The sequence below is a fragment of the Paraburkholderia sp. BR10923 genome, from assembly GCF_040948765.1.
In the GTDB taxonomy this organism is placed as follows: domain Bacteria; phylum Pseudomonadota; class Gammaproteobacteria; order Burkholderiales; family Burkholderiaceae; genus Paraburkholderia; species Paraburkholderia youngii.
Window position 1 is genome coordinate 39302 of the sequence record NZ_JBFPKO010000022.1, and the last position, 21241, is coordinate 60542.

The following is a 21241-nucleotide window of genomic DNA, read 5'->3' on the forward strand; positions in this document are numbered from 1 at the left end:
GCCGCAACGACCAACGAAAAAGCCCGCCTGATCATCGATCAGGCGGGCTTTTTTTCTATCGCGAAGGACCCGCTTCGAGCGGCCCCTTCGGTTGCGGCGAACGCTCAGTGCGCGCCGATACCTTCGAGCACTTCGTCGTGCACGAGCCGCTCGTCCAGATACTCCGAACGGTAGCCGCTGTTCACGCCCCAGAAGTAGAACACCAACGAGAAGGCGATCACGACGAGCATGTCCCAGCCGTACGGCAGGATGCCGAAGCCGCCGAACTCCTTGCTGCCGATCAGCGACAGGATCGCCATGATCGGAAGATACGCGACCAGCCACCAGGCTGCCTTCAGGTCACGCCCCCAGCCCTCGAAGCCCTGCTGGGCCTGGAAATAAAAGTACACCGGCAGCGCGACGACCATCAGCAGAATGATTTCGCCGGTCAGCGGCCACTTCGCCCAGTACAGGATCAGCGACGCGCAGACGAACGCGAACGGCGCAATCACCTTCATGCCGGCGATGTGCAGCGGACGCTCGAGATCGGTTGCCGCGCGGCGCAGCGCCATCAGGCTGATCGGGCCGGTCAGGTACGAGATCACCGTCGCGACCGAGATCACCGCCGCGAGCGAGCTCCAGCCGCGGAAGAAGAACAGGAAAATGAACGACACGAACAGGTTGAACCACATCGCCTGACGCGGCACGCCGTAGAACGGATGCACCTGGCCGAAAATTTTCGGCATCGTGTTGTTGCGCTCCATCGCGTAGATCATCCGCGTCGTGGTCGCCATATAGGTCGTACCGGTGCCGCTCGGGCTCACGAACGCGTCGACGTACAGCAGGAACGCCAGCCAGTTCAGGTTCAGCGCAATCGCCAGTTCCGCGAACGGCGAAGCGAAGTTGAAGTGGCTCCAGCCCTTCACCACGTCGGCCGGATTAACGGCGCCGATGTACGCGATCTGCAGCAGCACGTAGATCACGAGCGCGAGCAGGATCGAGCCGATCACCGCGAACGGCACGCTCCTGGCCGGGTTGCGCGCTTCACCGGCCAGGTTGACCGGGCTCTGGAAACCGTTGAACGCGAACACGATCCCGCTCGTCGCGACCGCAGTCAGCACCGCCGACCAGCCGTACGGCGCGAACGTGCCCGTCTGGCCGAAGTTCTCGGTGTGGACGCCGGTCATCATCAGACCGACGATCGTCGCGCCCGGAATCAGGAACTTGAAGATCGTGATCGCCGAATTGGCGCGCGCGAACAGCTTGACGCCCCAGTAGTTGAGCAGGAAGTAGATGATCACGAGGCCGGCGGACAACAACAGGCCGTTGGTGGTCAATGATCCGTCGACGAAGAGCGCATGCGCCCAAGGATAGGGCCACGTACTCATGTATTGGATCGATGCTTCGGCTTCGATCGGGATCACCGACACGATCGCGATCCAGTTGGCCCACGCGCTGATGAAACCGACCAGCGCGCCGTGCGAGTAGCGCGCATAGCGCACCATCCCGCCAGATTCCGGAAACATCGCGCCGAGTTCCGCGTAGGTCAGTGCAATCGCGAGAATCACGACCGCGCCGATGATCCATGCGCAAATTGCAGCGGGACCGGCAATCTTTGCAGCCTTCCACGCGCCGAACAGCCAGCCGGACCCGATGATCGAACCGAGACCGGTCAGCATCAGCGCGAATGGCCCGATGTTCCGTTGTATAGAACTTTTCACCTCTTCTCCTAAATCAGAACCATGTCGGCACCGCGTGACATCGCTTGTGGCGGTGGCAACGGGGTGACGCGCATGCAAGCGCGTCCAGATGCGGAACAGGTGCAACCGACGCGCGGCGCGTAGTTTAACGGTTGCACCGGGTTGCTGCAGGGAAACCGCCGGCCGACTAAGGGTTCTCCCTAGCAAAAAACCAGCCCGAGGCGCAAGCTTTGTAAGACATCTTTGCAATAATCCAGCAAAGTTTCGTGCAGACTGTTGACCTTCGTCCCAATTCGCCGTATAACGTTCCAGCAGGATTTCAAGTGGCGAGTGAAGTGGTTCTTTCGTAGTTCGCCCATCAACGGTACTCCGGTTGGTCCCATTACCCCCTTCCTTGATTTTCATGCACCCCGGGCTTCGGCCTTATTCACCATTTTTAGGAAAAAGTAATATGGAAACCGGTACCGTCAAGTGGTTCAACGACGCTAAGGGCTTTGGCTTCATCACTCCGGACGGCGGCGGTGAAGATCTGTTCGCGCATTTCTCGGAAATTCGCGTCGATGGCTTCAAGACGCTGCAAGAAAACCAGAAGGTCACGTTTGAAGTGAAGACGGGCCCGAAGGGCAAGCAAGCAGCTAACATCAAGCCGGTGTAAGCTTCTAGCTTCCTTCTGGACGCAAAAAACCCCGCCTTGGCGGGGTTTTTTTATTTATCGGCGGCAAATCCGAATCAATGGATTAAATTTGCCGCATTCGCAATTCGCGGCGGATTATTTTCCGATTATTCGCGATTATCCGAACACGCGTCGGGCATGAATACCGAGGCCGGTCGCCACGCTCGCGAGACGATCGCCGAACACCGCTTTCGCATCCGGAAACGCCGCCGCCAGCGCGCCCGACAGAAACGCGAGGCCGGTCGAGCCGCCGGTGAAATAAATCGCGTCGAGATCGCGCGGTGCGACACCCGCCGCCTGCACCGTATCGCGCGCAGCCTGCACGATGCGTCGCGTTTCATCCTCGCCGGCTTTGACGAGTTGTGCTTCGTCGAAGGCAAGGCGCAGATCCTCTTCCACTTGCTCGAGATCGATCACGGTCTCGCCGCCCGCTGCCACGCCGATCTTCGCCTCTTCCGCGTGCGCCGCGAGCGCGTGCCCAAAACGCTGCTCGACCACGCGCATCAGCCGGTCGTGGTGCTTCGTCTCGGTGAAAAGGTGCCGCATCAGCGCGAGTTCGCTGACGCGCTTCGGCGTGTAGACGGTGTTGATCAGATGCCAGGTCGCGAGATCGAAATAAATCCGGTTCGGGATTTCGCGCCCTTGCGGATCGAGCGATTGGTAACCGAGCTCGCGCAGGATCGTCACGAGTTCGACCCGGCGGTCGAAGTCCGTACCCGCGACGTGCACACCGTGATGCGCGAGCACGTCGTCCTTGCGCTCGACGCGTTTCATCCGCTCCGGCCCCACTCGCACGAGCGAAAAGTCCGACGTACCGCCGCCGATGTCCGCCACAAGCACGAGTCCTTCGGCGCTCAGGTGCGATTCATAATCGAACGCAGCCGCGATCGGTTCATACTGAAAGTGGATGTCGCGCAAGCCGACCGTGCGCGCAGCGGCTTCGAGCTGTTGCTGCGCCATCTGGTCGGCGCGCGGATCGTCGTCGACGAAGAACACCGGGCGGCCCAGCACCGCGCGGTCGATCGCGCCGCCGGCGCTCGCTTCGGCCGCGCGCTTCAGATGGGTCAGAAACGTCGCGATCACGTCGGTGTACTTGATCGCACTGCCATCGCCGAGATCGGTCGTATTTTCGGCGAGTGGCGAGCCGAGAATGCTTTTCATCGAGCGCATCAGCCGGCCGTCGAAACCGTCGATGTAGGCGGCAAGCGCCGCGCGCCCGAATTCGGTGGTGTTTTCGTCGGTATTGAAGAAGACCGCGGTGGGTAGCGTCGTGTACGCGCCTTCGACCGGCGCCAGCTTTAGCTGCGGGCCGCTCGGAATCGCCACGGCCGAATTGGAAGTACCGAAGTCAATCGCGCAATAGTTCATGGCAGGAATGGCCGCTCACGGCTGGCGCGCACAGAAAGGGGAGCGGCTTTGTATCACGAAAACTCCGGCAGCATCAACTGAAGCTGACGGGACCGCGGCAAGATCGCGTGAAATCGTGGCGCGGAACGAATCTTGCTGCGTCCGACCGGATACGCCGCCCCATTTCGCCATCGAGGAGACTTCGCGTCATGAGCGTGCCGCCCACCGCCGCCGTCGATGACTACCACGCCATGCTGATCGAAACCGACCTGCCGTCGCGGCTAGACCGCCTGCCGTGGGGCCGCTTTCACACGCTGATCGTAGTCGCGCTCGGCGTGACGTGGTTGCTCGACGGGCTCGAAGTGACGCTTGCCGGCGCGGTCGCGAGCGCGCTGAAAACCAGCCCGGCGCTGCGCTTTTCGAATGCCGACGTCGGCCTCGCCGGCAGCGCGTACATTGCAGGCGCGGTGCTCGGCGCGCTCGGTTTCGGCTGGCTGACCGACCGACTCGGCCGCCGCAAGCTCTTTTTCATCACGCTGACGCTTTATCTGGCCGCGACCGCGGCAACCGCGCTGTCGTGGAATCTGATGAGCTTCATGCTGTTCCGTTTCCTGACCGGTGCGGGTATCGGCGGCGAATATACGGCGATCAACTCGACGATCCAGGAATTCACGCCGGCACGCGTGCGCGGCTGGACCGACCTCGGTATCAACGGCACTTTCTGGGTTGGCGCGGGGCTCGGCGCCGCGGGCTCGCTGGTGCTGCTCGACCCGCATCTGCTGCCTTCCGACTGGGGCTGGCGCGCGTGCTTTTTCATCGGCGCGGTGCTCGCGCTCGGGATTCTGCCGATGCGCATCTGGATACCCGAAAGCCCCCGCTGGCTGCTCACGCACGGTGACGAGCGCGATGCACGGACGATCGTCGAGGGCATCGAAACGCGTTTTCGCGACGACGGCCATACGCTCGCCGACGACGGCCTCACGCGGCTGCGCCTGCGCGCTCGCGACCATACGCCGTTGCGCGAGGTGTTCCATACGCTGTTCAACTTGCACCGGCGCCGCTCGCTGGTCGGTCTCACGTTGATGACCGCGCAGGCATTCTTTTACAACGCGATCTTTTTCACCTACGCGCTGGTCCTCACCGACTTCTATCACGTGCCGGGCGGCGACATCGGCTGGTATCTGCTGCCTTTCGCGCTCGGCAATTTCCTGGGGCCGCTCGTGCTCGGGCGGCTATTCGACGTGATCGGCCGACGCAAGATGATCGCCGCGACGTACGCGATGTCGGCGATCCTGCTGACGCTGTCGGGTTATCTGTTCGAGCAGCAACTGCTGACCGTCGTCACGCAGACGGTCGCCTGGATGGTGATTTTCTTCTTCGCGTCGGCGGCCGCGAGTTCCGCGTATCTGACCGTCAGCGAATCGTTTCCGCTCGAAATCCGCGCGCTCGCGATTGCGGTTTTCTATGCGTTCGGCACCGCGCTCGGCGGCATCATCGGGCCGGCGTTTTTCGGTCGGCTGATCGACACGCATCAGCGCAGCGAAGTGTTTTCGGGCTACCTGGTGGGCTCGGGGTTGATGCTAGCGGCGGCGCTCGCCGCGGCGATCTGGGGTGTCGACGCGGAGCGCAAGTCGCTCGAGCATGTGGCGGCGCCGCTGTCGAGCGTGACGGATGAAGAGTACGGCGTGCACCGCGCCGATGAAAAACGCGCGGACCGTGCCGCGCGTACCTGACTGCCTGGCGAAGTCACGCGGCAAGCGCCGCGAGTCCGTTGCTCAGAACGCCTTCTTCCAGCCGCCGCCGTACGCGATTTCCGCGAGCGCCACGCGCTGACGCGGCGCCTTCTCGCGTTCGCGCAGGACCGGGTCCAGTTTGTCGACGTCGCCGTAATGGCCAAGCGAGATCATCGCGATCGGCTCGACGTCTTGCGGCAATTCGAAGGTGGTTCGGAACGCGTTCACGTCGAAGCCGCTCATCTGGTGCGCGGCAAGGCCGAGCGCGTGCGCCTGCAGCACCAGCGACATCGCCGCCGCGCCCGCGTCATAGAGCGCGCAGCGATTGACGTCGCCCTTGTTGGTCAAGGTGTGCGCGGTCACCGCAATCAGCACCGGCGCGGACGCATTCCAGCCCTGGTTGAACGGCACCAGCGTGGCGAAAGCCTTCTTGAACGCGACTTCATCGGCGCTGCGATCGAATACGACAAAACGCCAGGGCTGCGCGTTATACGAGGACGGCGCCCAGCGCGCCGCTTCGAGGACGGCGCGCAATTGATCGCGGCTCACCGGCTCGCTCGAATACGCGCGCGGGCTCCAGCGGCCTGCAATCAGCTCGTGAATGGCAACTTCGGTTGAGGCAGGTTTCTTGGCCATGCGCTTCTCTCGGTAGAAATTCATGATCGTCGGGCGGTTGCCCGAGGCCACATAGCATAACGGGCTTTCGATGCGCGCTCCAACTTGCAGCACGGCGCTATGCGCGCTGGCTGAAAAAGCGCGCACGGCCCGTGATGGGGCCGGGCGTCGTTGCATCACTGACGGCGAATCTGCGCGGTCCGCGAAGGCGATTCAGATTGGCTGCGGCGCCGGCACTTTGACCGGACGGTTGATGCGCAGCACGATCACCGCGGCGATCAGGCACAAGCCGCCGGAAATCATCGAGGCGACCGTATAAGTGCCGAGGCTCGCGCGCAGCATGCCCGCGCCGAGCGCCGCGAACGCCGCGCCGAGCTGGTGGCCGGCGACCACCCAACCGAACACGATCGGCGCCGATTCCTTGCCGTAGACGTCGGTGGCGAGACGCACGGTCGGCGGCACCGTGGCGATCCAGTCGAGACCGTAGAACACCGCGAACAGCGGCAACCCGAAAAAGTCGATGCCGAACGCGTGCGGCAGATACATCAGCGACAGGCCGCGCAGCCCGTAATACCAGAACAGCAGCACGCGGCTATTGAAGCGATCCGACAGCCAGCCCGACAGCGTGGTGCCGAACAGGTCGAACACGCCCATCGCCGCGAGCAGCGATGCGCCCTGCACTTCGGTCATGCCATAGTCGCCGCACATCGCGATCAGATGGGTGCCGACATAGCCATTGGTGCTCGCGCCGCAAATGAAGAAGCTGAAGAACAGCAGCCAGAAATCGCGCGTTTTGCTCGCCGACGCGAGCGTGCCGAACGCGATCGCAAGCGGGTTCTGCCTGGTGATGCTCGTGGTAATCGGCGCGTCGTGCGCTTCGCCGTATGGGCGCAGCCGCATGTCGGCCGGATGCTCGGGCAGCAGGAACGCGACGAGCGGAATCACGATGGCCGCCGCGAGCGCGACGACCCACACGACCTGGCGCCAGCCGTAATGCTCGGCGACGGCCGCGAGCAGCGGCAGGAACACCAATTGGCCGGTCGCCGAACTGGCGGTCAGGATACCCATCACTAGACCACGGCGCGTAGTGAACCAGCGCGTGACGACGGTCGCCGACAGCGACAGCGCCGCGACCCCGGTCGATCCGCCGACCATCACACCCCAGATCAGCACCATCTGCCACGGATGCGTCATCAGCGACGACAGCGCGACGCCCGCGGCCATCGTGCCGAGCGCGCTCAGCAGCGTCGGACGCACACCGAAGCGCTGCATCGCGGCGGCCGCGAATGGCCCCATCAACCCGTACAGCGCGATGTTCACGGAGATCGCGAGCGAAATCGTCGCGCGGCTCCAGCCGAATTGGTGCTCGAGCGGCACCATCATCACGCTTGGCGTCGCGCGCGTACCGGCCGCCGCGAGCAACACCAGGAACACCACGGCGACGGTCAACCAGCCATAGTGGAAACGTCCGCCTATCAGTCGCGCAGCCCAGTTCATCGGTTCTCCAATCGACGCGGCCGGAGTGGCGGCATCGTTCGTATTGTTACGGCTTCGGTAAATGACTTGTGACAGATCAGTCACAATGGTGTTGCGATGTTAGTTACTGGTCGGTAACATGTCAAGGCGTCAATTTCATTCGGGTGACTTGCCATGTCCAACAGCGAAACTCTCAAGCCCGCCGCTACTCGCTCGCGGCGTGCGCGCGGCGCACAGACCGCGGGGCCGCAGGCGCAGCAGCATCTGCTGCGCGCGGCTAGCGAGTTGTTCTATCGCGAGGGCGTGCGTACGGTCGGCGTCGATGCGGTGGTCGAGCGCGCGGGTGTGAACAAAATGAGCCTGTACCGGCAGTTTTCGTCGAAGGACGAGCTGGTGATGGCGTATCTGGAACAGAAGGACGAGCAGTTCTTCGGCTACGTCGAGAAGAGTTTCGCCAAACATCCGGGCGAGCCGGCGAAGCAGCTTCAGCAGTACTTCGACGACCTCGCGGTGCGCGCCTCGGTCGACCATTACCGCGGCTGCCCCTTCGTGAACGTGTCGGTGGAGTTTTCGGATACCGCGCATCCGGCGCGGCAGTTCGTGTTCCGCAACAAGCAGCGCTTGATGGCGCGCCTCGTCGAACTCTCGACGGCGGCCGGCGCCGACGATCCGCAAGCGCTCGCCGATGGGCTCGGCCTGCTGATCGAGGGCGTGTACGCGGCGAGCCAGACTTACGGGCCGGGCTGCGGGCCGATCCTCGCCGCGCCGCGAGTCGCCGCGGAGTTGATTGCGGCCGCTTGCGCAATGAAGCAGGCTCGCTGAGTCAGTCCGTCGGCCGGGTCCTATAGAATTGCGCGTTTCCCCGTCTCATCCTTCCGCCATGCCGTTGCCCGCCGAATCCCACGATGCCGTTATCGCCACGACCCGTCACTGGCTGACCGAGGCCGTGATCGGCTTGAACCTGTGTCCGTTCGCAAAGGCCGTGCATGTGAAGGAGCAGATTCGCTATGCGGTCAGCGAAGCGGACACGCTCGAAGCGGTACTCACCGACCTGGAAGCCGAACTGCAGACGCTCGTCGCCGCCGACCCCGCCGCCATCGACACGACGCTGCTGATCCTGCCACGTGCGTTCGGCGACTTTCTCGACTTCAACGACTGCCTGTTCTTCGCCGACCGCCTGATCCAGCAACTGGGGCTCGAAGGCGTGATTCAGATCGCGAGCTTTCATCCGCACTACCAGTTCGAAGGCAGCGAGCCCGACGACATCGAAAACTACACGAACCGGGCGCCGTATCCGATCCTGCATCTGCTGCGTGAAGACAGCATCGAGCGAGCCGTGCAGGCCTTTCCCGACGCGGAAGAGATTTACGAGCGCAATCAGGAAACGCTGCGGCGCATTGGCCTCAAAGGCTGGGATGCGTTGATGAAGCGCTAGGTGAAGCGCCCGGCTGCGCCTCAGGCCGGCACGAAAAAACGCTCCTTAAGCGCATCGAGGCCGAGCGTGTCCAGCACTTCGCCGAGCCGCTCAGCCGGCCGGCGCCGCGGCAGATCCTTGTACTGCGCGATGATCAGCTCGTTTTTCATCGAGTGTTCCCAGCCGACCAGCTCGGTCACACTGACCTGATAGCCATGCGCTTCGAGCTGCAGGCAGCGCAGCACGTTCGTGATCTGACTGCCGAATTCGCGCGTGTGCAGCGGATGCCGCCAGATTTCCGTGAGCGCGTTCTTCAGAGCCTTCCCTTTGTTCTGCCGCAGCACGCCGGCCACCTCGGCCTGGCAGCACGGCACGACGACGATGTACTTTGCGTGCTTTTCGAGCGCGAAACGGATTGCGTCGTCGGTCGCGGTATTGCACGCGTGCAGCGCGGTCACGATGTCGATTTCGGCGGGCAACCGCGTCGAGGTAATCGACTCCGCCACCGACAAATTCAAAAACGACATCCCCTTGAAGCCGAGCCGCGCCGCCAGCTCTTCGGACTTCGTCACCAGTTCCTCGCGCGTTTCGATGCCATAAATGTGCGAAGCCCCACCAGCGGCGTCCTGAAACTCCTTGAAAAACAGGTCGTACAGGATAAAACCGAGGTATGACTTGCCCGCGCCGTGATCGACGAGCGTCAGCGAACCCTGCTGGTCCTTCAGGTCCTTGAGCAGCGGCTCGATGAACTGGAACAGGTGGTAGACCTGCTTCAGCTTGCGACGGCTGTCCTGATTCATCTTGCCGTCGCGCGTGAGGATGTGGAGTTCTTTGAGCAGTTCGACGGACTGGTTGGGACGGATTTCGTGGGTTTTGCCGGACATCGTGTGGGTCGCCATCAATTGCAGCGCGAACGTGCGACAGATGACGGAAAAAGAGAAAAGTTACTGCCAGTTTACCCAAACTGCGGCATTCCCAGCGAGCACGCCGCGCGGACCACGCGACATAGGTGCTCTGCTGGGAACACTTCCTGCTCGACAGGCGCTGCGCGGAAGTGTCTCGAGAATGGCTGAAAACAGCTTGCGCGCCGGCTGAGCCCGCGGGTGCAAGCCGTGTCGCCGAAAACAGGAGGCTGTCCGGCCGTGCGACCGGACACGCGGACCGGATGCATGTGGGGAGAGCGGTCCCGCAACGCGGGCCGAACGTTACGTAACCAGCAGCGGCCGGCTTTGCTACCGGTCGCGCGCTCGGAAGATCACCGAAGAGGCGGCAATGGATACGGTACCCAACGGAAATGTCGAACAGAAGTTTCAGGAAATGCTTGCGAAGCTCACCACCGCGCCGGCATGGTCGGAGAAACAGCAACTCGAACTGGAGATGGCACGCGATATCTCCACGGAAATGCTGCGGCTCGCCGAGGTCATGCGCGACGGCAACGTCGACCTCGAAACTTGCCTGACGATGCTCAAGTACGCCAAGGTGCTCGACTTCGTGATGACGACGCTCGCGTCGCGACGCGACATCAAGCCGCAGACGTTGCGGGTGATCTTCAAGCTCGCCGGGCTGAAGGTCGATGAGGCGTATCCGGGTTAGCGCGTCGGCATGTTGGTTAGGATGGCTTGGTATCGCGTTTCGCGTGTGACCAAAAGACTGCTGCAACACAACCGCGCGCGGGCGGCTAGATGCCGCTCGCGACGCGGGCTTCCACACTCCCCTTGCACGGGTATCTCAAGCGCGCGGCGCCTCGGCGGGCGGCGTTCCCTCATGAAATAGCGTCTTCAGCTGCGCGCGCAGCTCCGGCGAATCCGCGTGCTTGTGAACGGTGACGGCATGCTGGACCGCGGCTTCGAGCAGTTCGCTGTCGCTGTCGGCGGACATCGCGACGGTGCAGTTCATTTCGCTCGGAAATTCGCGGCAGTCGATGTATTTGCGGGTCATGACAATCTCCTTGAACCAGACGATCGAGGAAGATGTGTGAAAAGTATAGGTCGCGGGCGGCGCGAGCCAAGCGGTGAACGCAGTTCGACCGCGTTCGACGGCGTTTGCCGCGCGCCGCGCGCGGTGTGACAATAACGCCCTTCGCGCCGCCCGTCCGTTCGATCGCTGGCGGCGCAGCGCCCTTTTCCCCCGCAGATCTGCCGAACCGCATGCCCTCCTCGCTCGATTCCGCCCGCGTCGCCGTAATCGGCGGCGGCCCCGCCGGCCTGATGGCCGCCGAGACGCTTGCCCGGCGCGGCGTGCAAGTCCACGTACATGACGCGATGCCGTCGGTCGGCCGCAAATTCCTGATGGCGGGCAAAGGCGGCATGAACATCACGCATTCGGAAGCGCTGGAGCCGTTTCTCGACCGCTACGGCGCGCGCCGCGACCACATCGCGCCGCTACTCGACGCGTTCGGTCCCGACGCGCTGCGCGCCTGGTTGCGCGAATTGGGTGTCGAGACGTTCGTCGGCAGTTCGGGGCGCGTGTTTCCGTCTGACATGAAGGCCGCGCCAATGCTGCGCGCGTGGCTGCATCGACTGCGCGAAGCGGGCGTGCAGTTCCACATGCGTCACAAGTGGAACGGCTGGGTCTCAGTGTCCGAAGACAACGCTGCGCACGCGCTGCGCTTCGCCACGCCCGACGGTGAGCAGACGGTGAGCTACGACGCGGTCGTGTTCGCGCTCGGCGGCGGCAGTTGGCCGCGGCTCGGCTCCGACGCCGCGTGGGTGCCGCTGATGATGTCGCGCGGCGTGCCGGTGATGCCGTTGCGCCCCGCGAACTGCGGCTTCGACGCGGACTGGAGCCCGTATCTGCGCGAGCGTTTCGCTGGTCAGCCGATCAAGACGATCGCGATTTCCTTCACCGATGTAGACGGAAAAGTCCACAATCGACAAGGTGAAACACTTCTGACCGAATCAGGCCTCGAAGGGAGTCTGATTTATGCGCTGTCGGCGCCGATCCGCGAGCGGATCCTGGCCGACGGCGAGCTCACCATCGCGCTGGATCTCGCGCCAGGCTTGCCGCTCGAGCGGGTCATCGAGGAAGTGACGCGGCCGCGCGGCTCACGCTCGATTGCGAGTCATCTGCATGGGCGGATTGGCATCGGCGGGGTCAAGCTGGCGCTGTTGCACGAGATTCTGTCGAAAGAAGTATTCGCCGATGCGCGCGGTCTCGCCCACGCGATCAAGGCGCTGCCGTTGCGACTGCTGCGCGCGCGACCGATCGACGAAGCGATCAGCACGGCGGGCGGCATCCCGTTCGAGGCGCTGGACGCACATTTGATGATCGACCGGATGCCCGGCGCATTCTGCGCGGGCGAAATGCTCGACTGGGAAGCACCGACCGGCGGTTATCTGCTGACGGCCTGTTTTGCCAGCGGGCTCGTGGCCGGCCGGGGCGCATGCGCGTATCTCGAAGCGCGCCGCGCATCGGCGTGATGCACGCACTCGCCGTCACCGCACCTTGAGCCGCCACAACGACGTGATCTCGGCCGCTCGCGCAACATACAGCGGATCGTTCTGATCACTGGCCTTCGGATGCCGTGGACGAATGTCCTCGCGTCCCACCACACTGAGCCCCGCGTGCTCGATCGCCGCCAGCAGCCATGCGCGCGTGCGCAACCCAAGATGCTCAGCGAAATCCGAAATGATGAGCCAGCCTTCGCCGCCCGGCGTCAGATGATCGGCGAGGCCGTTCAGGAAGCCAAGCAGCATGCGGCTGTCAGGATCATAGACCGCGTATTCGAGCGGCGACGCGGGCCGCGCCGGCACCCACGGCGGATTGCAGACGACGAGCGGCGCCCGACCGTCCGGAAACAGATCGGCCTGCACGATCTCGACCTGCCGGGCGTAGCCCAGGCGTGCGAGATTTTCACGCGCACACGCCAGCGCTCGCTCATCCTGATCCGTGGCGACGATCTTGCGCACGCCGCGTTTGGCCAGCAGCGCGGCCAGCACGCCAGTGCCGGTGCCGATATCGAACGCGAGATCCAGCGACGGCAGCGCGGCGCGCGCGACCAGATCGACGTACTCGCCACGCACCGGTGAGAACACGCCGTAGTGCGGATGAATGCGCTCGCCGAGCGCCGCGATCTCGACACCGTTCTTGCGCCATTCGTGCGCGCCGATCAAACCGAGCAACTCGCGCAACGACACCACCGACGCCTCGCCGGTCGCCGGTCCGTACGCTTCGGTGCAGGCCTGCCGCACGTCGGGCGCGCGGCGCAGGGAAATGCCGTAGTCGGCATCGAGCGGAATCAGAATCATGCCGAGCGTGCGGGCGCGCTGCGACTGCGCCTGCCGATGCAGGTTGAACGCGTCGAGCGGTGTCGCTCCCTGCTTGCGCGCCTTGCGTTCGAGTCGGCGCGTGACCGCCTGCAACAGTTGGCGCGCGTTCTGGAAGTCGCCGTGCCACAACAGCGCGGTGCCTTCGCAGGCGAGGCGGTAGGCCGAATCGGCGGTGGTGCGGTCGTCGGCGACGACGACGCGCTTCGGCGGCGGCACGGCCGCTTCGGAGCGCCAGCGTGCGGTGCGCGGGCCGTCGGCTTCGGGCCAGGTGAGAGTTGCGGGGTTGGTCATGGTGCAATGGAGTCGATGTGACGTCGCCGGCGACGTGGACCGCGGCAGCGGACCGGAACGTCTGTCGGCTACCCGCCATCCCGGGCGACGCCCGAATAGTACCGTACCGCCGCCGTGCGGCTTCGCGACTCCGCATGGATTGGTGACGATGATCAGGTAAATTTAGACGCGCCAAATGTAGACGATTAAGTCCATGATCGACAAGGTGAAAGAGTTATCGTGATTTTTGGGCCGTCAGGCGGCGCACCTCAAGCCATGGGCGCACTTTAGCGGGTCAATTGCAGACCAAAAAGTCTACGATCGACAAGGTGAAAGAAATATTGTGATTTTTGAGCCATTCAGTGACTCACCTCAAACGGGGAGCCGCCGAAGTTCGGCGACCAAATACTAAAAAGTCCACGATCGACAAGGTGAAGGAGATAGCGTGATGTTTGAGCCATCGAACGGCGCACCTTGGCCCGCGCTGCATTTAGGCCCGCCGATTACAGATTAAAAAGTCTACTATGGACAAGGTGAAAGAGATATCGTGATTTCTGAGCTACCCAGCGGCTCACCTCACACCGCATCCAACGTCTTTCCGGCATGGGCTAAAGACGAAAAAAGCACCGTCGAAATCCGACCGCGCTCGTGGTGACCCGTGTTGGCTACAGCAAAAAGCGCCGACGCCAGCACGAATGGAACCGACGTTCCGTCGGCGCCGTCGGCCGATCACACGGTCAGCACCGAGTTGTAAGTGATACCCGCGGCCTACCGCGTTGTTCAGCGTAATGTCGTTGGTGTTGACCACGAACATCGGTCCCGGCACGATGTGCCGCCTGGCTGGACGCGTCGCCAGCCAACCGCGAAGCGTTGAGCACACTGCTCGCATACGAGACGACCGTGTGGCAATACACGCGTGGCGTGCCGGACACGGCATCGGTCCTGCCGGACGGCTACTCGCTCGACGACTTCTCCCTGCGTCCCCCGGCGCGACCGAGGTCCAGCTCGATCTGTTCCGCGACCATCGCCACAATGTCGCTCTGTACCCGGCGTTTCAGGAGTACTTCCGCACCTACCGACCGCCTCTGCTGGCGGTGCGGGGCAAGAACGACCCGTTCTCGTCATCGATCTTGACCTGTCTGAGGCGGATGCCGCTACGGGCATCTCACGCTATGGCACACCCGAGGAAATCGCGGAGCCGATGGCTTTCGTCAAATCGCCGGCAGCACGCAGCACGCTGGACAGGCTCGACGCTGCGGATGGACGGCGGCGAGGTCAAATCGGTCTAGCTCGGCGACTCGACTGCCGAAAAAAGAAAACCCCGCCGAAGCGTGTGCTTCGACGGGGTTTTCAAGCATTTCCAGTTACTGCTGATAAAGCAATCTGGTGCCGGCTGCAGGACTCGAACCCGCCACCTCATGATTACAAGTCAAGCGCTCTACCTGATGAGCTAAGCCGGCATGAGGCCGTGATTCTACTTCATTTCACGATCTTAAGGCGAGCCCTTCCGCCACCTTTCGAGCCATCGTCGTCGGGTTGCGGCTTGTCGTCGGCGTCGCTGGCCTCGGCCGGGTCGACCGGCGCCGTTTCGACGGCGCGCGGCGCCGCCGGCGTGTCCGCTTCGTCCGCGGCATCCGCGCCCGAATCCTGAGCCTCGCCGCCCGCCGATTCGACCGGGAACGCCATACCTTGGCCGTTCTCGCGCGCGTAGATCGCCAGAATATTGGCGACCGGCACTTCGATCTTGTGCGACTTGCCGGAAAAGCGCGCGTTGAACTCGATCCACTCGTTGCCCATCTGCAACTGGCTGGTCGCCTCGAAGCTGATGTTCAACACGATCTCGTTGTCTCGCACGAACTGACGCGGCACGCGCGTCTGATTGTCGACGCGGACCGCGATGTGCGGTGTGTAGCCGTTATCCGTGCACCACTCATAAAGCGCGCGCAGCAGATAAGGCTTCGTGGAAATCTCTTGCATCAACAGTCCTCTTGCGGGCACGGGCGCGCATCGAAGCGATGCGGCGCCCGCACACCAAAGCCAAACTCAACGACGCATCACCTTTTCCGACGGCGTCAGCGCTTCGATATAAGCCGGGCGGCTGAAAATGCGCTCGGCGTACTTCATCAGCGGCGCGGCGTTCTTCGACAGCTCGATACCGTAGTGGTCGAGGCGCCACAAGAGCGGTGCGATCGCGACGTCGAGCATCGAGAACTCTTCGCCGAGCATGTACTTGTTCTTCAGGAAGATCGGCGCGAGTTGCGTCAGGCGATCGCGGATCGCGAGGCGCGCCTTCTCGTGATTCTTCTCCGCTGCCTTGCCCTTCTCGTTTTCGAGCGTGCCGACGTGGACGAACAGCTCTTTCTCGAAGTTGAGCAGGAACAGGCGGGCACGCGCGCGCTGCACCGGATCGGCCGGCATCAGCTGCGGGTGCGGGAAGCGCTCGTCGATGTACTCGTTGATGATGTTCGATTCGTACAGAATCAGGTCCCGTTCGACGAGAATCGGCACCTGACCATACGGATTCATCACGGCGATGTCTTCCGGCTTGTTGAACAGGTCGACGTCGCGGATCTCGAAGTCCATGCCCTTTTCGAACAACACCAGCCGGCAACGCTGGGAGAACGGGCAAGTAGTGCCGGAATACAGAACCATCATGTTTACGTTTCCTCAAAAAGCTGAAGGGCCAGCGCACGGAAAAACCGTTCAGCAGGTCTTTCCTGGCGCCGGCCCCACGCCGTGTAGCGGCGTGATTATTTGATATGTTTCCAGTACGCGGCGTTCAGTCGCCAGGCGAAAAAGCTCAGGATACCGAGGAACAACACCACCCACACGCCAAGTTGCTTGCGGGTTTGCTGCGTCGGTTCGGACATCCATGACAGGTACGACACGAGGTCGGCCACAGCAGAATCATAATCTACCGGCGACATCGTCCCCGGAGTGAGTTGCTGGAAACCGCGGAATTTGTGTACCTTTTCGCCGGTTTTTTCGTCGGTTTCATCGCCGAATTTCGCCGCCCGCTGCCCCTGAAGCTGCCACAGCACGTGAGGCATGCTCACGTTTTCGTACACCAGATTGTTCCAGCCAGTCGGCCGCGTATCGTCGCGGTAAAAACTACGCAGATACGTGTACAGCCAGTCCGTGCCGCGCGCCCGCGCCTCCACCGACAAATCCGGCGGCGTCGCCCCGAACCACGATTTCGCGTCGTCCGGGCGCATCGCCACGGTCATCGTGTTGCCGACCTTGTCGGTGGTGAACAGCAGATTCGCCTGGACTTCGTTCGGCGTGATGCCGAGATCGGTCAGGCGGTTGTAGCGCATCAGGTTCGCGCTGTGGCAATTCAGGCAGTAGTTTACAAACAATTGCGCGCCGCGCTGCAAAGAAGCGAAATTGTTCGTGTTGTCCGGCGCACGATTGAGCGGGAAATTCTCGTCCGCGTGGACCGGAGCGGCCAACATCGCAAGCACGGTCGCGCCGACCAGCGCGCACATCGAAAGCATTTTTTTCATCTTCGTGTTCTCCTGGCTCGCGATTAGTGAGGCTTGAACCGCACCCGTTCCGGCGGCTGCTTGAACTTGCCAAGCCGCGTCCAGAAGGGCATGCCGAGGAAAAACGCGAAGTACACCAGCGCGCAGATCTGGGCGATCAGCGTTGCGGCGGGCGATGGCGGCCGCGTGCCGAGGAAGCCGAGCGTCAGGAACGCGATCACGAAGATCCCGAAGAAAAGCTTGTGGAAGAACGGCCGGTAGCGAATCGACCTGACCGGCGAGCGGTCCAGCCACGGCAGGAAGAACAGCGAAATCACCGCGCTGCCCATCACGACGACGCCCCAGAATTTCGATTCGGTGAACACCATCGCGACGATCACCAGCACCGCGAGCACTGGCAACCCGATCTTCCACCTGCCGCGCGCGCGCACGAGCGCGAGCAGCCCCAGTAGCGCAATGACGATCATCAGGACGATCTTGAATGGATCGGTGGTGGCGCGCAGCATCGCATAAAAAGCGGTAAAGTACCAAACTGGCGCAATTTCCGGCGGGGTCTGCAGCGGATTCGCCGGAACGAAGTTGTTGGCTTCAAGGAAGTACCCGCCCATTTCCGGCCCGAAGAAGATGATGGCCGCGAAAATCAGCAGGAAGATCGCCACGCCCATGAAGTCGTGCACCGAGTAGTACGGGTGGAACGGAATGCCGTCGAGGGGCACGCCATCCGGCCCCTTCTTCGCCTTGATTTCGATGCCGTCCGGGTTGTTCGAGCCGACTTCGTGCAGCGCGACGAGGTGCGCGATCACGAGGCCGACGAGGACCAGCGGAATCGCGATCACGTGGAACGCGAAGAAGCGGTTCAGCGTGACGTCGGACACGACATAGTCGCCGCGAATCCACAACGACAGATCCGGCCCGATGAACGGAATCGCCGAGAACAGGTTCACGATCACCTGCGCGCCCCAGAACGACATCTGGCCCCACGGCAGCAGGTAGCCGAAGAACGCTTCGGCCATCAGGCTCAGGAAGATCAGGCAGCCGAAAATCCACACGAGCTCGCGCGGCTTGCGGTAGGAGCCATACAAAAGCCCGCGAAACATGTGCAAATACACGACGACGAAGAACATCGACGCACCCGTCGAGTGCATGTAGCGGATCAGCCAACCCCACGGCACCTCGCGCATGATGTACTCGACCGACGCGAACGCCATCGTCGCATCGGGCTTGTAGTTCATCGTCAGCCAAATGCCGGTGACGATCTGGTTGACCAGCACCAGCAATGCAAGCGAACCGAAGAAGTACCAGAAGTTGAAGTTCTTCGGCGCGTAGTACTCGGAAACGTGCTTCTTCCATGTGGCAGTCATCGGGAAGCGCCGGTCGATCCAACCAGCCAGCCCGGTCGTCTCTACTTCGTGTTCGCTCGCCATTACGCTTCTCCTTTTTCGTCCTTCCCGATCACAAGGGCCGTCGCCGACGTGAACATGAAGCGTGGGATGTCGAGGTTCTGCGGGGCGGGTTTGTTCTTGAAGACGCGGCCGGCCATGTCGTAGGTCGAGCCGTGGCACGGGCACAGGAAGCCGCCGGGCCAGTCGTCGGGCAGATTGGGCTGCGGGCCTTCCTGGAAGCGCGGCGTCGGCGTGCAGCCCAGATGCGTGCAAACGGCGACGGCAACCAGCAGGTGCTTGTTCTCGGCGCGTGAACGGAATTCGTTGTTGCAGTAGTCCGGCAGCGGCATCGAGAAGGGATTCTGCGTGTGAGGGTCCGCCACCTGGCTATCGGCTTTTTGAACATCGGCGAGCATGCGGTCCGTGCGGTTGATGATCCACACCGGCTTGCCACGCCAGGCGACCGTCATCATGTCGCCGGGCTTCAGACCACTGATATCGACTTCGACCGGGGCACCTGCAGCCTTGGCCTTTTCGGATGGTGCAAACGAACTAACAAAGGGTACGACAACGGCAACACCTCCTATGCCGCCTGCTACGGTCGTCGCTACCAGCCAGTTACGGCGGCTGCCATCGACGTGTTCCTCTTCTTTGTCTCGCATCACACGCCCCACTTCTGAGTTGGATTTTTCCTTCACGTCGCTTCTACCGCCGCTAGTTTGCTCGAATGGAGTCGCCATTTACAAGGGCCGATTGCCAAAAACCGTGCGAAGCCCTTGATAACTCAGGGTTTGTCCGTACCGATCGCAAACTTTTTTGTACCTCCTTTTAAGCGCCTTCTACGGTATTCGCGCCTTTTTCTTCGTTAATGCAATTCGCAATTCAAACGGGATTCGGAATGTCGATAAACAGGTGTTCGATATCGAACGATTCGGACAGATGCTTGCCCACCGCCTGCACGCCGAAACGTTCTGTCGCGTGGTGGCCGGCCGCAAGGAAGGCGACGCCGCTTTCCGCCGCCGTATGCATCACCGACTCCGATACTTCGCCGGTCACGTAGACGTCGACGCCCGCGTTGATCGCCGCGTCGAACATCCCTTGCGCGGCGCCCGTGCACCAGCCGACGCGGCGCAGCTGCATATCGGGATCGCCGAACACGAGCGGCGTGCGGCCCAGCGTTTGCTCGATTTCCGCGGTCAGGTGCGAAAGCGAGATCGGCATTGGCAACGTGGCGAGCCAGCCGAGGTCGTTGTCGCCGAAACGCGCGTCGCTGATCCAGCCCATCTTCTCGCCGATCTGCGCGTTGTTACCGAATTCGGGATGATCGTCGAGCGGCAGGTGGTAGGCGAACAGGTTCAGGTCGTTGGCGAGCAACAGCTTCAGTCGAGCGTGCTTGCGGCCGGTGATCTGCGGCGCCTCGTTGCGCCAGAAGTAGCCGTGATGGACCAGCACGGCGTCCGCGCCCCAGTCGAGCGCGGCCTCCAGGAAGGCCACCGACGCGGTCACACCGGTCGCGAGTTTGTTGATCCGGCGGCGCCCTTCGACCTGCAGTCCGTTCGGGCAATAGTCCTTGAAGCGCGCGGTTTCAAGGAGATTGTTCAAGTACAATTCAAGTTCAATCCGATCCATATAGACCTCTTGTCTTCAGATGCTTAGACGCTTTTGGCTGTTATTTGCCCAAGCGGTGACGGTGCTGTTGGCGCTGATGTTCATCATTGCGACCCTCAAACCGCAGTGGCTGCAGCGTCAAGGACAATTCGGCAGACAACTCGCCGAACCGATCGTGGCGCTGCGGGAAGTGGCGCCGGGCATCAGCAAAGGCCATGCCGAAACGTCCTATGCCGAAGCGGCGCAAAAGGCCATGCCCGCGGTCGTCAACGTGTTCTCCAGCAAGGATGGCTCGCTGCCGCCCGACCCGCGCGCCAAAGATCCGCTGTTCCGCTACTTCTTCGGCGACAGGAACAATCGCAAGCAGCAGGAGCAGCCTGCCTCGAATCTCGGCTCAGGCGTGATAGTGAGTTCGGAAGGTTACATTCTAACGAACCAGCACGTCGTAGACGGCGCCGATCAGATCGAAGTCGCGCTCGCCGACGGCCGCACCGCCAGCGCGAAGGTCATCGGCATCGACCCCGAGACCGATCTGGCGGTGCTCAAGGTCAACATGAGCAATCTGCCCACCATCACGCTCGGCCGGATGGACCAGACCCGCGTCGGCGACGTCGTGCTCGCGATCGGCAATCCGTTCGGCGTCGGGCAGACCGTGACGATGGGCATCGTCAGCGCACTGGGACGCAACCACCTTGGCATCAATACGTTCGAAAACTTCATCCAGACCGACGCCCCGATCAACCCCGGCAACTCGGGCGGTGCGCTCGTCGACGTGAACGGCAATCTGCTCGGCATCAACACCGCGATCTACTCGCGCTCGGGCGGCTCGCTCGGCATCGGCTTCGCGATTCCGGTGTCGACCGCGCGCAGCGTGCTCGAGAGCATCATCACGACCGGTACAGTCACGCGCGGTTGGATCGGTGTCGAACCGCAGGACGTGACGCCGGAAATCGCCGAGTCGTTCGGGCTCGATCAGAAGTCAGGCGCGATCGTCGCCGGGGTGCTGAAGAGCGGACCGGCCGACCGCGCGGGCATCAAGCCCGGCGACATCCTGACGAGCGTGAACGGCCAGGTGATCACCGATACCACGCGCCTGTTGAACGTGATCGCGCAGATTAAGCCGGGCACGGCGGCAAAAGTGCATCTGGTACGCAAAGGCCATCAGATCGATCTCGACGTGATGATCGGCAAACGCCCGCCGCCGCCGAAACAGCCGGAAGACGAAAACGGCGGCGATCAGCCAGACGACGAAGGTGGTTGAAGTCAAGGCCGCGACTAACGCAACGAAAAA

20 protein-coding genes, 1 tRNA gene and 1 pseudogene are annotated in these 21241 nt (G+C 62.6%); 8 read left to right on the top strand and 14 right to left on the bottom strand.

The genetic code is table 11. The annotated features are described in order from the left end of the window. Positions 1-104: 104 nt before the first annotated feature. A complete protein-coding gene (locus AB3X94_RS31045; RefSeq protein WP_176124300.1) occupies positions 105-1700 on the bottom strand; it encodes an APC family permease in 1596 nt (531 codons plus the stop codon). Between the two features lie 430 nt (positions 1701-2130). On the opposite strand from AB3X94_RS31045, the gene AB3X94_RS31050 reads away from it, so the two are divergent. Further along, a complete protein-coding gene (locus AB3X94_RS31050; protein WP_013090665.1) occupies positions 2131-2334 on the top strand; it encodes a cold-shock protein in 204 nt (67 codons plus the stop codon). Between the two features lie 135 nt (positions 2335-2469). Here AB3X94_RS31050 and AB3X94_RS31055 read toward each other — a convergent pair whose 3' ends face one another. Beyond that, positions 2470-3720, bottom strand: a complete 1251-nt coding sequence (locus AB3X94_RS31055) for an Hsp70 family protein (protein WP_176110176.1) — start codon at positions 3718-3720, stop codon at positions 2470-2472. Positions 3721-3908: 188 nt separating this feature from the next. On the opposite strand from AB3X94_RS31055, the gene AB3X94_RS31060 reads away from it, so the two are divergent. Next, positions 3909-5432: an MFS transporter gene (locus AB3X94_RS31060; RefSeq protein ID WP_368613571.1), complete on the top strand. Its 1524-nt coding sequence runs from the start codon at positions 3909-3911 to the stop codon at positions 5430-5432. Between the two features lie 42 nt (positions 5433-5474). Here AB3X94_RS31060 and AB3X94_RS31065 read toward each other — a convergent pair whose 3' ends face one another. Then, positions 5475-6068: a nitroreductase family protein gene (locus AB3X94_RS31065; protein ID WP_176110172.1), complete on the bottom strand. Its 594-nt coding sequence runs from the start codon at positions 6066-6068 to the stop codon at positions 5475-5477. Between the two features lie 192 nt (positions 6069-6260). After that, positions 6261-7544: an MFS transporter gene (locus tag AB3X94_RS31070; protein ID WP_368613572.1), complete on the bottom strand. Its 1284-nt coding sequence runs from the start codon at positions 7542-7544 to the stop codon at positions 6261-6263. A gap of 153 nt (positions 7545-7697) precedes the next feature. Here AB3X94_RS31070 and AB3X94_RS31075 point away from each other — a divergent pair, with 153 nt between their 5' ends. Together AB3X94_RS31075 and AB3X94_RS31080 are read left to right on the top strand one after the other, a co-directional pair. Beyond that, positions 7698-8345, top strand: coding sequence for a TetR/AcrR family transcriptional regulator (locus AB3X94_RS31075; protein ID WP_176110168.1), 648 nt, complete (start codon positions 7698-7700; stop codon positions 8343-8345). 58 nt (positions 8346-8403) lie between these two features. After that, on the top strand, positions 8404-8958 hold the full coding sequence (locus AB3X94_RS31080; RefSeq protein WP_176110166.1) for a DUF1415 domain-containing protein: 555 nt from the start codon (positions 8404-8406) through the stop codon (positions 8956-8958). Positions 8959-8978: 20 nt separating this feature from the next. Here the strand turns inward: AB3X94_RS31080 and AB3X94_RS31085 are convergent, their stop codons facing one another. Further along, positions 8979-9821 (bottom strand): SAM-dependent methyltransferase, encoded by an 843-nt coding sequence (locus tag AB3X94_RS31085; RefSeq protein WP_176124293.1) that lies wholly within the window; start codon positions 9819-9821, stop codon positions 8979-8981. A 388-nt stretch (positions 9822-10209) separates the two neighbouring features. Here AB3X94_RS31085 and AB3X94_RS31090 point away from each other — a divergent pair, with 388 nt between their 5' ends. Next, entirely contained in the window at positions 10210-10530 is a 321-nt protein-coding gene (locus tag AB3X94_RS31090) for a hypothetical protein (RefSeq protein ID WP_013090673.1), read from the top strand. A 135-nt stretch (positions 10531-10665) separates the two neighbouring features. Here AB3X94_RS31090 and AB3X94_RS31095 read toward each other — a convergent pair whose 3' ends face one another. Further along, positions 10666-10875: a DUF1059 domain-containing protein gene (locus AB3X94_RS31095; RefSeq protein ID WP_176110162.1), complete on the bottom strand. Its 210-nt coding sequence runs from the start codon at positions 10873-10875 to the stop codon at positions 10666-10668. Positions 10876-11084: 209 nt separating this feature from the next. On the opposite strand from AB3X94_RS31095, the gene AB3X94_RS31100 reads away from it, so the two are divergent. Continuing rightward, positions 11085-12356 (top strand): TIGR03862 family flavoprotein, encoded by a 1272-nt coding sequence (locus AB3X94_RS31100; RefSeq protein ID WP_176110161.1) that lies wholly within the window; start codon positions 11085-11087, stop codon positions 12354-12356. A 15-nt stretch (positions 12357-12371) separates the two neighbouring features. Here AB3X94_RS31100 and AB3X94_RS31105 read toward each other — a convergent pair whose 3' ends face one another. Next, complete coding sequence (locus tag AB3X94_RS31105) at positions 12372-13496, bottom strand: methyltransferase (protein ID WP_368613573.1); 1125 nt, start codon at positions 13494-13496, stop codon at positions 12372-12374. A gap of 798 nt (positions 13497-14294) precedes the next feature. On the opposite strand from AB3X94_RS31105, the pseudogene AB3X94_RS31110 reads away from it, so the two are divergent. Further along, a pseudogene (locus AB3X94_RS31110) lies at positions 14295-14764 on the top strand (hypothetical protein); the annotation flags it as partial. A gap of 95 nt (positions 14765-14859) precedes the next feature. Here AB3X94_RS31110 and AB3X94_RS31115 read toward each other — a convergent pair. The 7 genes from AB3X94_RS31115 to AB3X94_RS31145 form a co-directional block, all read right to left on the bottom strand. Next, positions 14860-14935 (bottom strand) — tRNA-Thr (locus AB3X94_RS31115). Between the two features lie 19 nt (positions 14936-14954). Further along, positions 14955-15452 carry a ClpXP protease specificity-enhancing factor gene (locus tag AB3X94_RS31120; protein ID WP_176110157.1) on the bottom strand — a complete coding sequence of 166 codons (498 nt, stop codon included), beginning with the start codon at positions 15450-15452 and terminating at the stop codon, positions 14955-14957. A 66-nt stretch (positions 15453-15518) separates the two neighbouring features. Next, entirely contained in the window at positions 15519-16130 is a 612-nt protein-coding gene (locus AB3X94_RS31125; RefSeq protein WP_006052302.1) for a glutathione S-transferase N-terminal domain-containing protein, read from the bottom strand. A gap of 95 nt (positions 16131-16225) precedes the next feature. Next, positions 16226-16981: a cytochrome c1 gene (locus tag AB3X94_RS31130; RefSeq protein ID WP_176110155.1), complete on the bottom strand. Its 756-nt coding sequence runs from the start codon at positions 16979-16981 to the stop codon at positions 16226-16228. A 23-nt stretch (positions 16982-17004) separates the two neighbouring features. Then, the gene (locus AB3X94_RS31135; protein ID WP_368613574.1) at positions 17005-18384 is read right to left on the bottom strand and encodes a cytochrome bc complex cytochrome b subunit; all 1380 of its coding nucleotides are present in this window, start codon (positions 18382-18384) and stop codon (positions 17005-17007) included. Then, on the bottom strand, positions 18384-19004 hold the full coding sequence (gene petA, locus AB3X94_RS31140) for a ubiquinol-cytochrome c reductase iron-sulfur subunit (RefSeq protein WP_368613599.1): 621 nt from the start codon (positions 19002-19004) through the stop codon (positions 18384-18386). Before petA ends, AB3X94_RS31135 begins: the two co-directional genes overlap by 1 nt. Before the next feature lie 220 nt (positions 19005-19224). Next, the gene (locus AB3X94_RS31145) at positions 19225-19971 is read right to left on the bottom strand and encodes a Nif3-like dinuclear metal center hexameric protein (RefSeq protein WP_176110152.1); all 747 of its coding nucleotides are present in this window, start codon (positions 19969-19971) and stop codon (positions 19225-19227) included. Between the two features lie 19 nt (positions 19972-19990). Between AB3X94_RS31145 and AB3X94_RS31150 the strand changes: the two genes are divergently transcribed. After that, complete coding sequence (locus AB3X94_RS31150; protein ID WP_176110151.1) at positions 19991-21211, top strand: Do family serine endopeptidase; 1221 nt, start codon at positions 19991-19993, stop codon at positions 21209-21211. Positions 21212-21241: the final 30 nt, after the last annotated feature.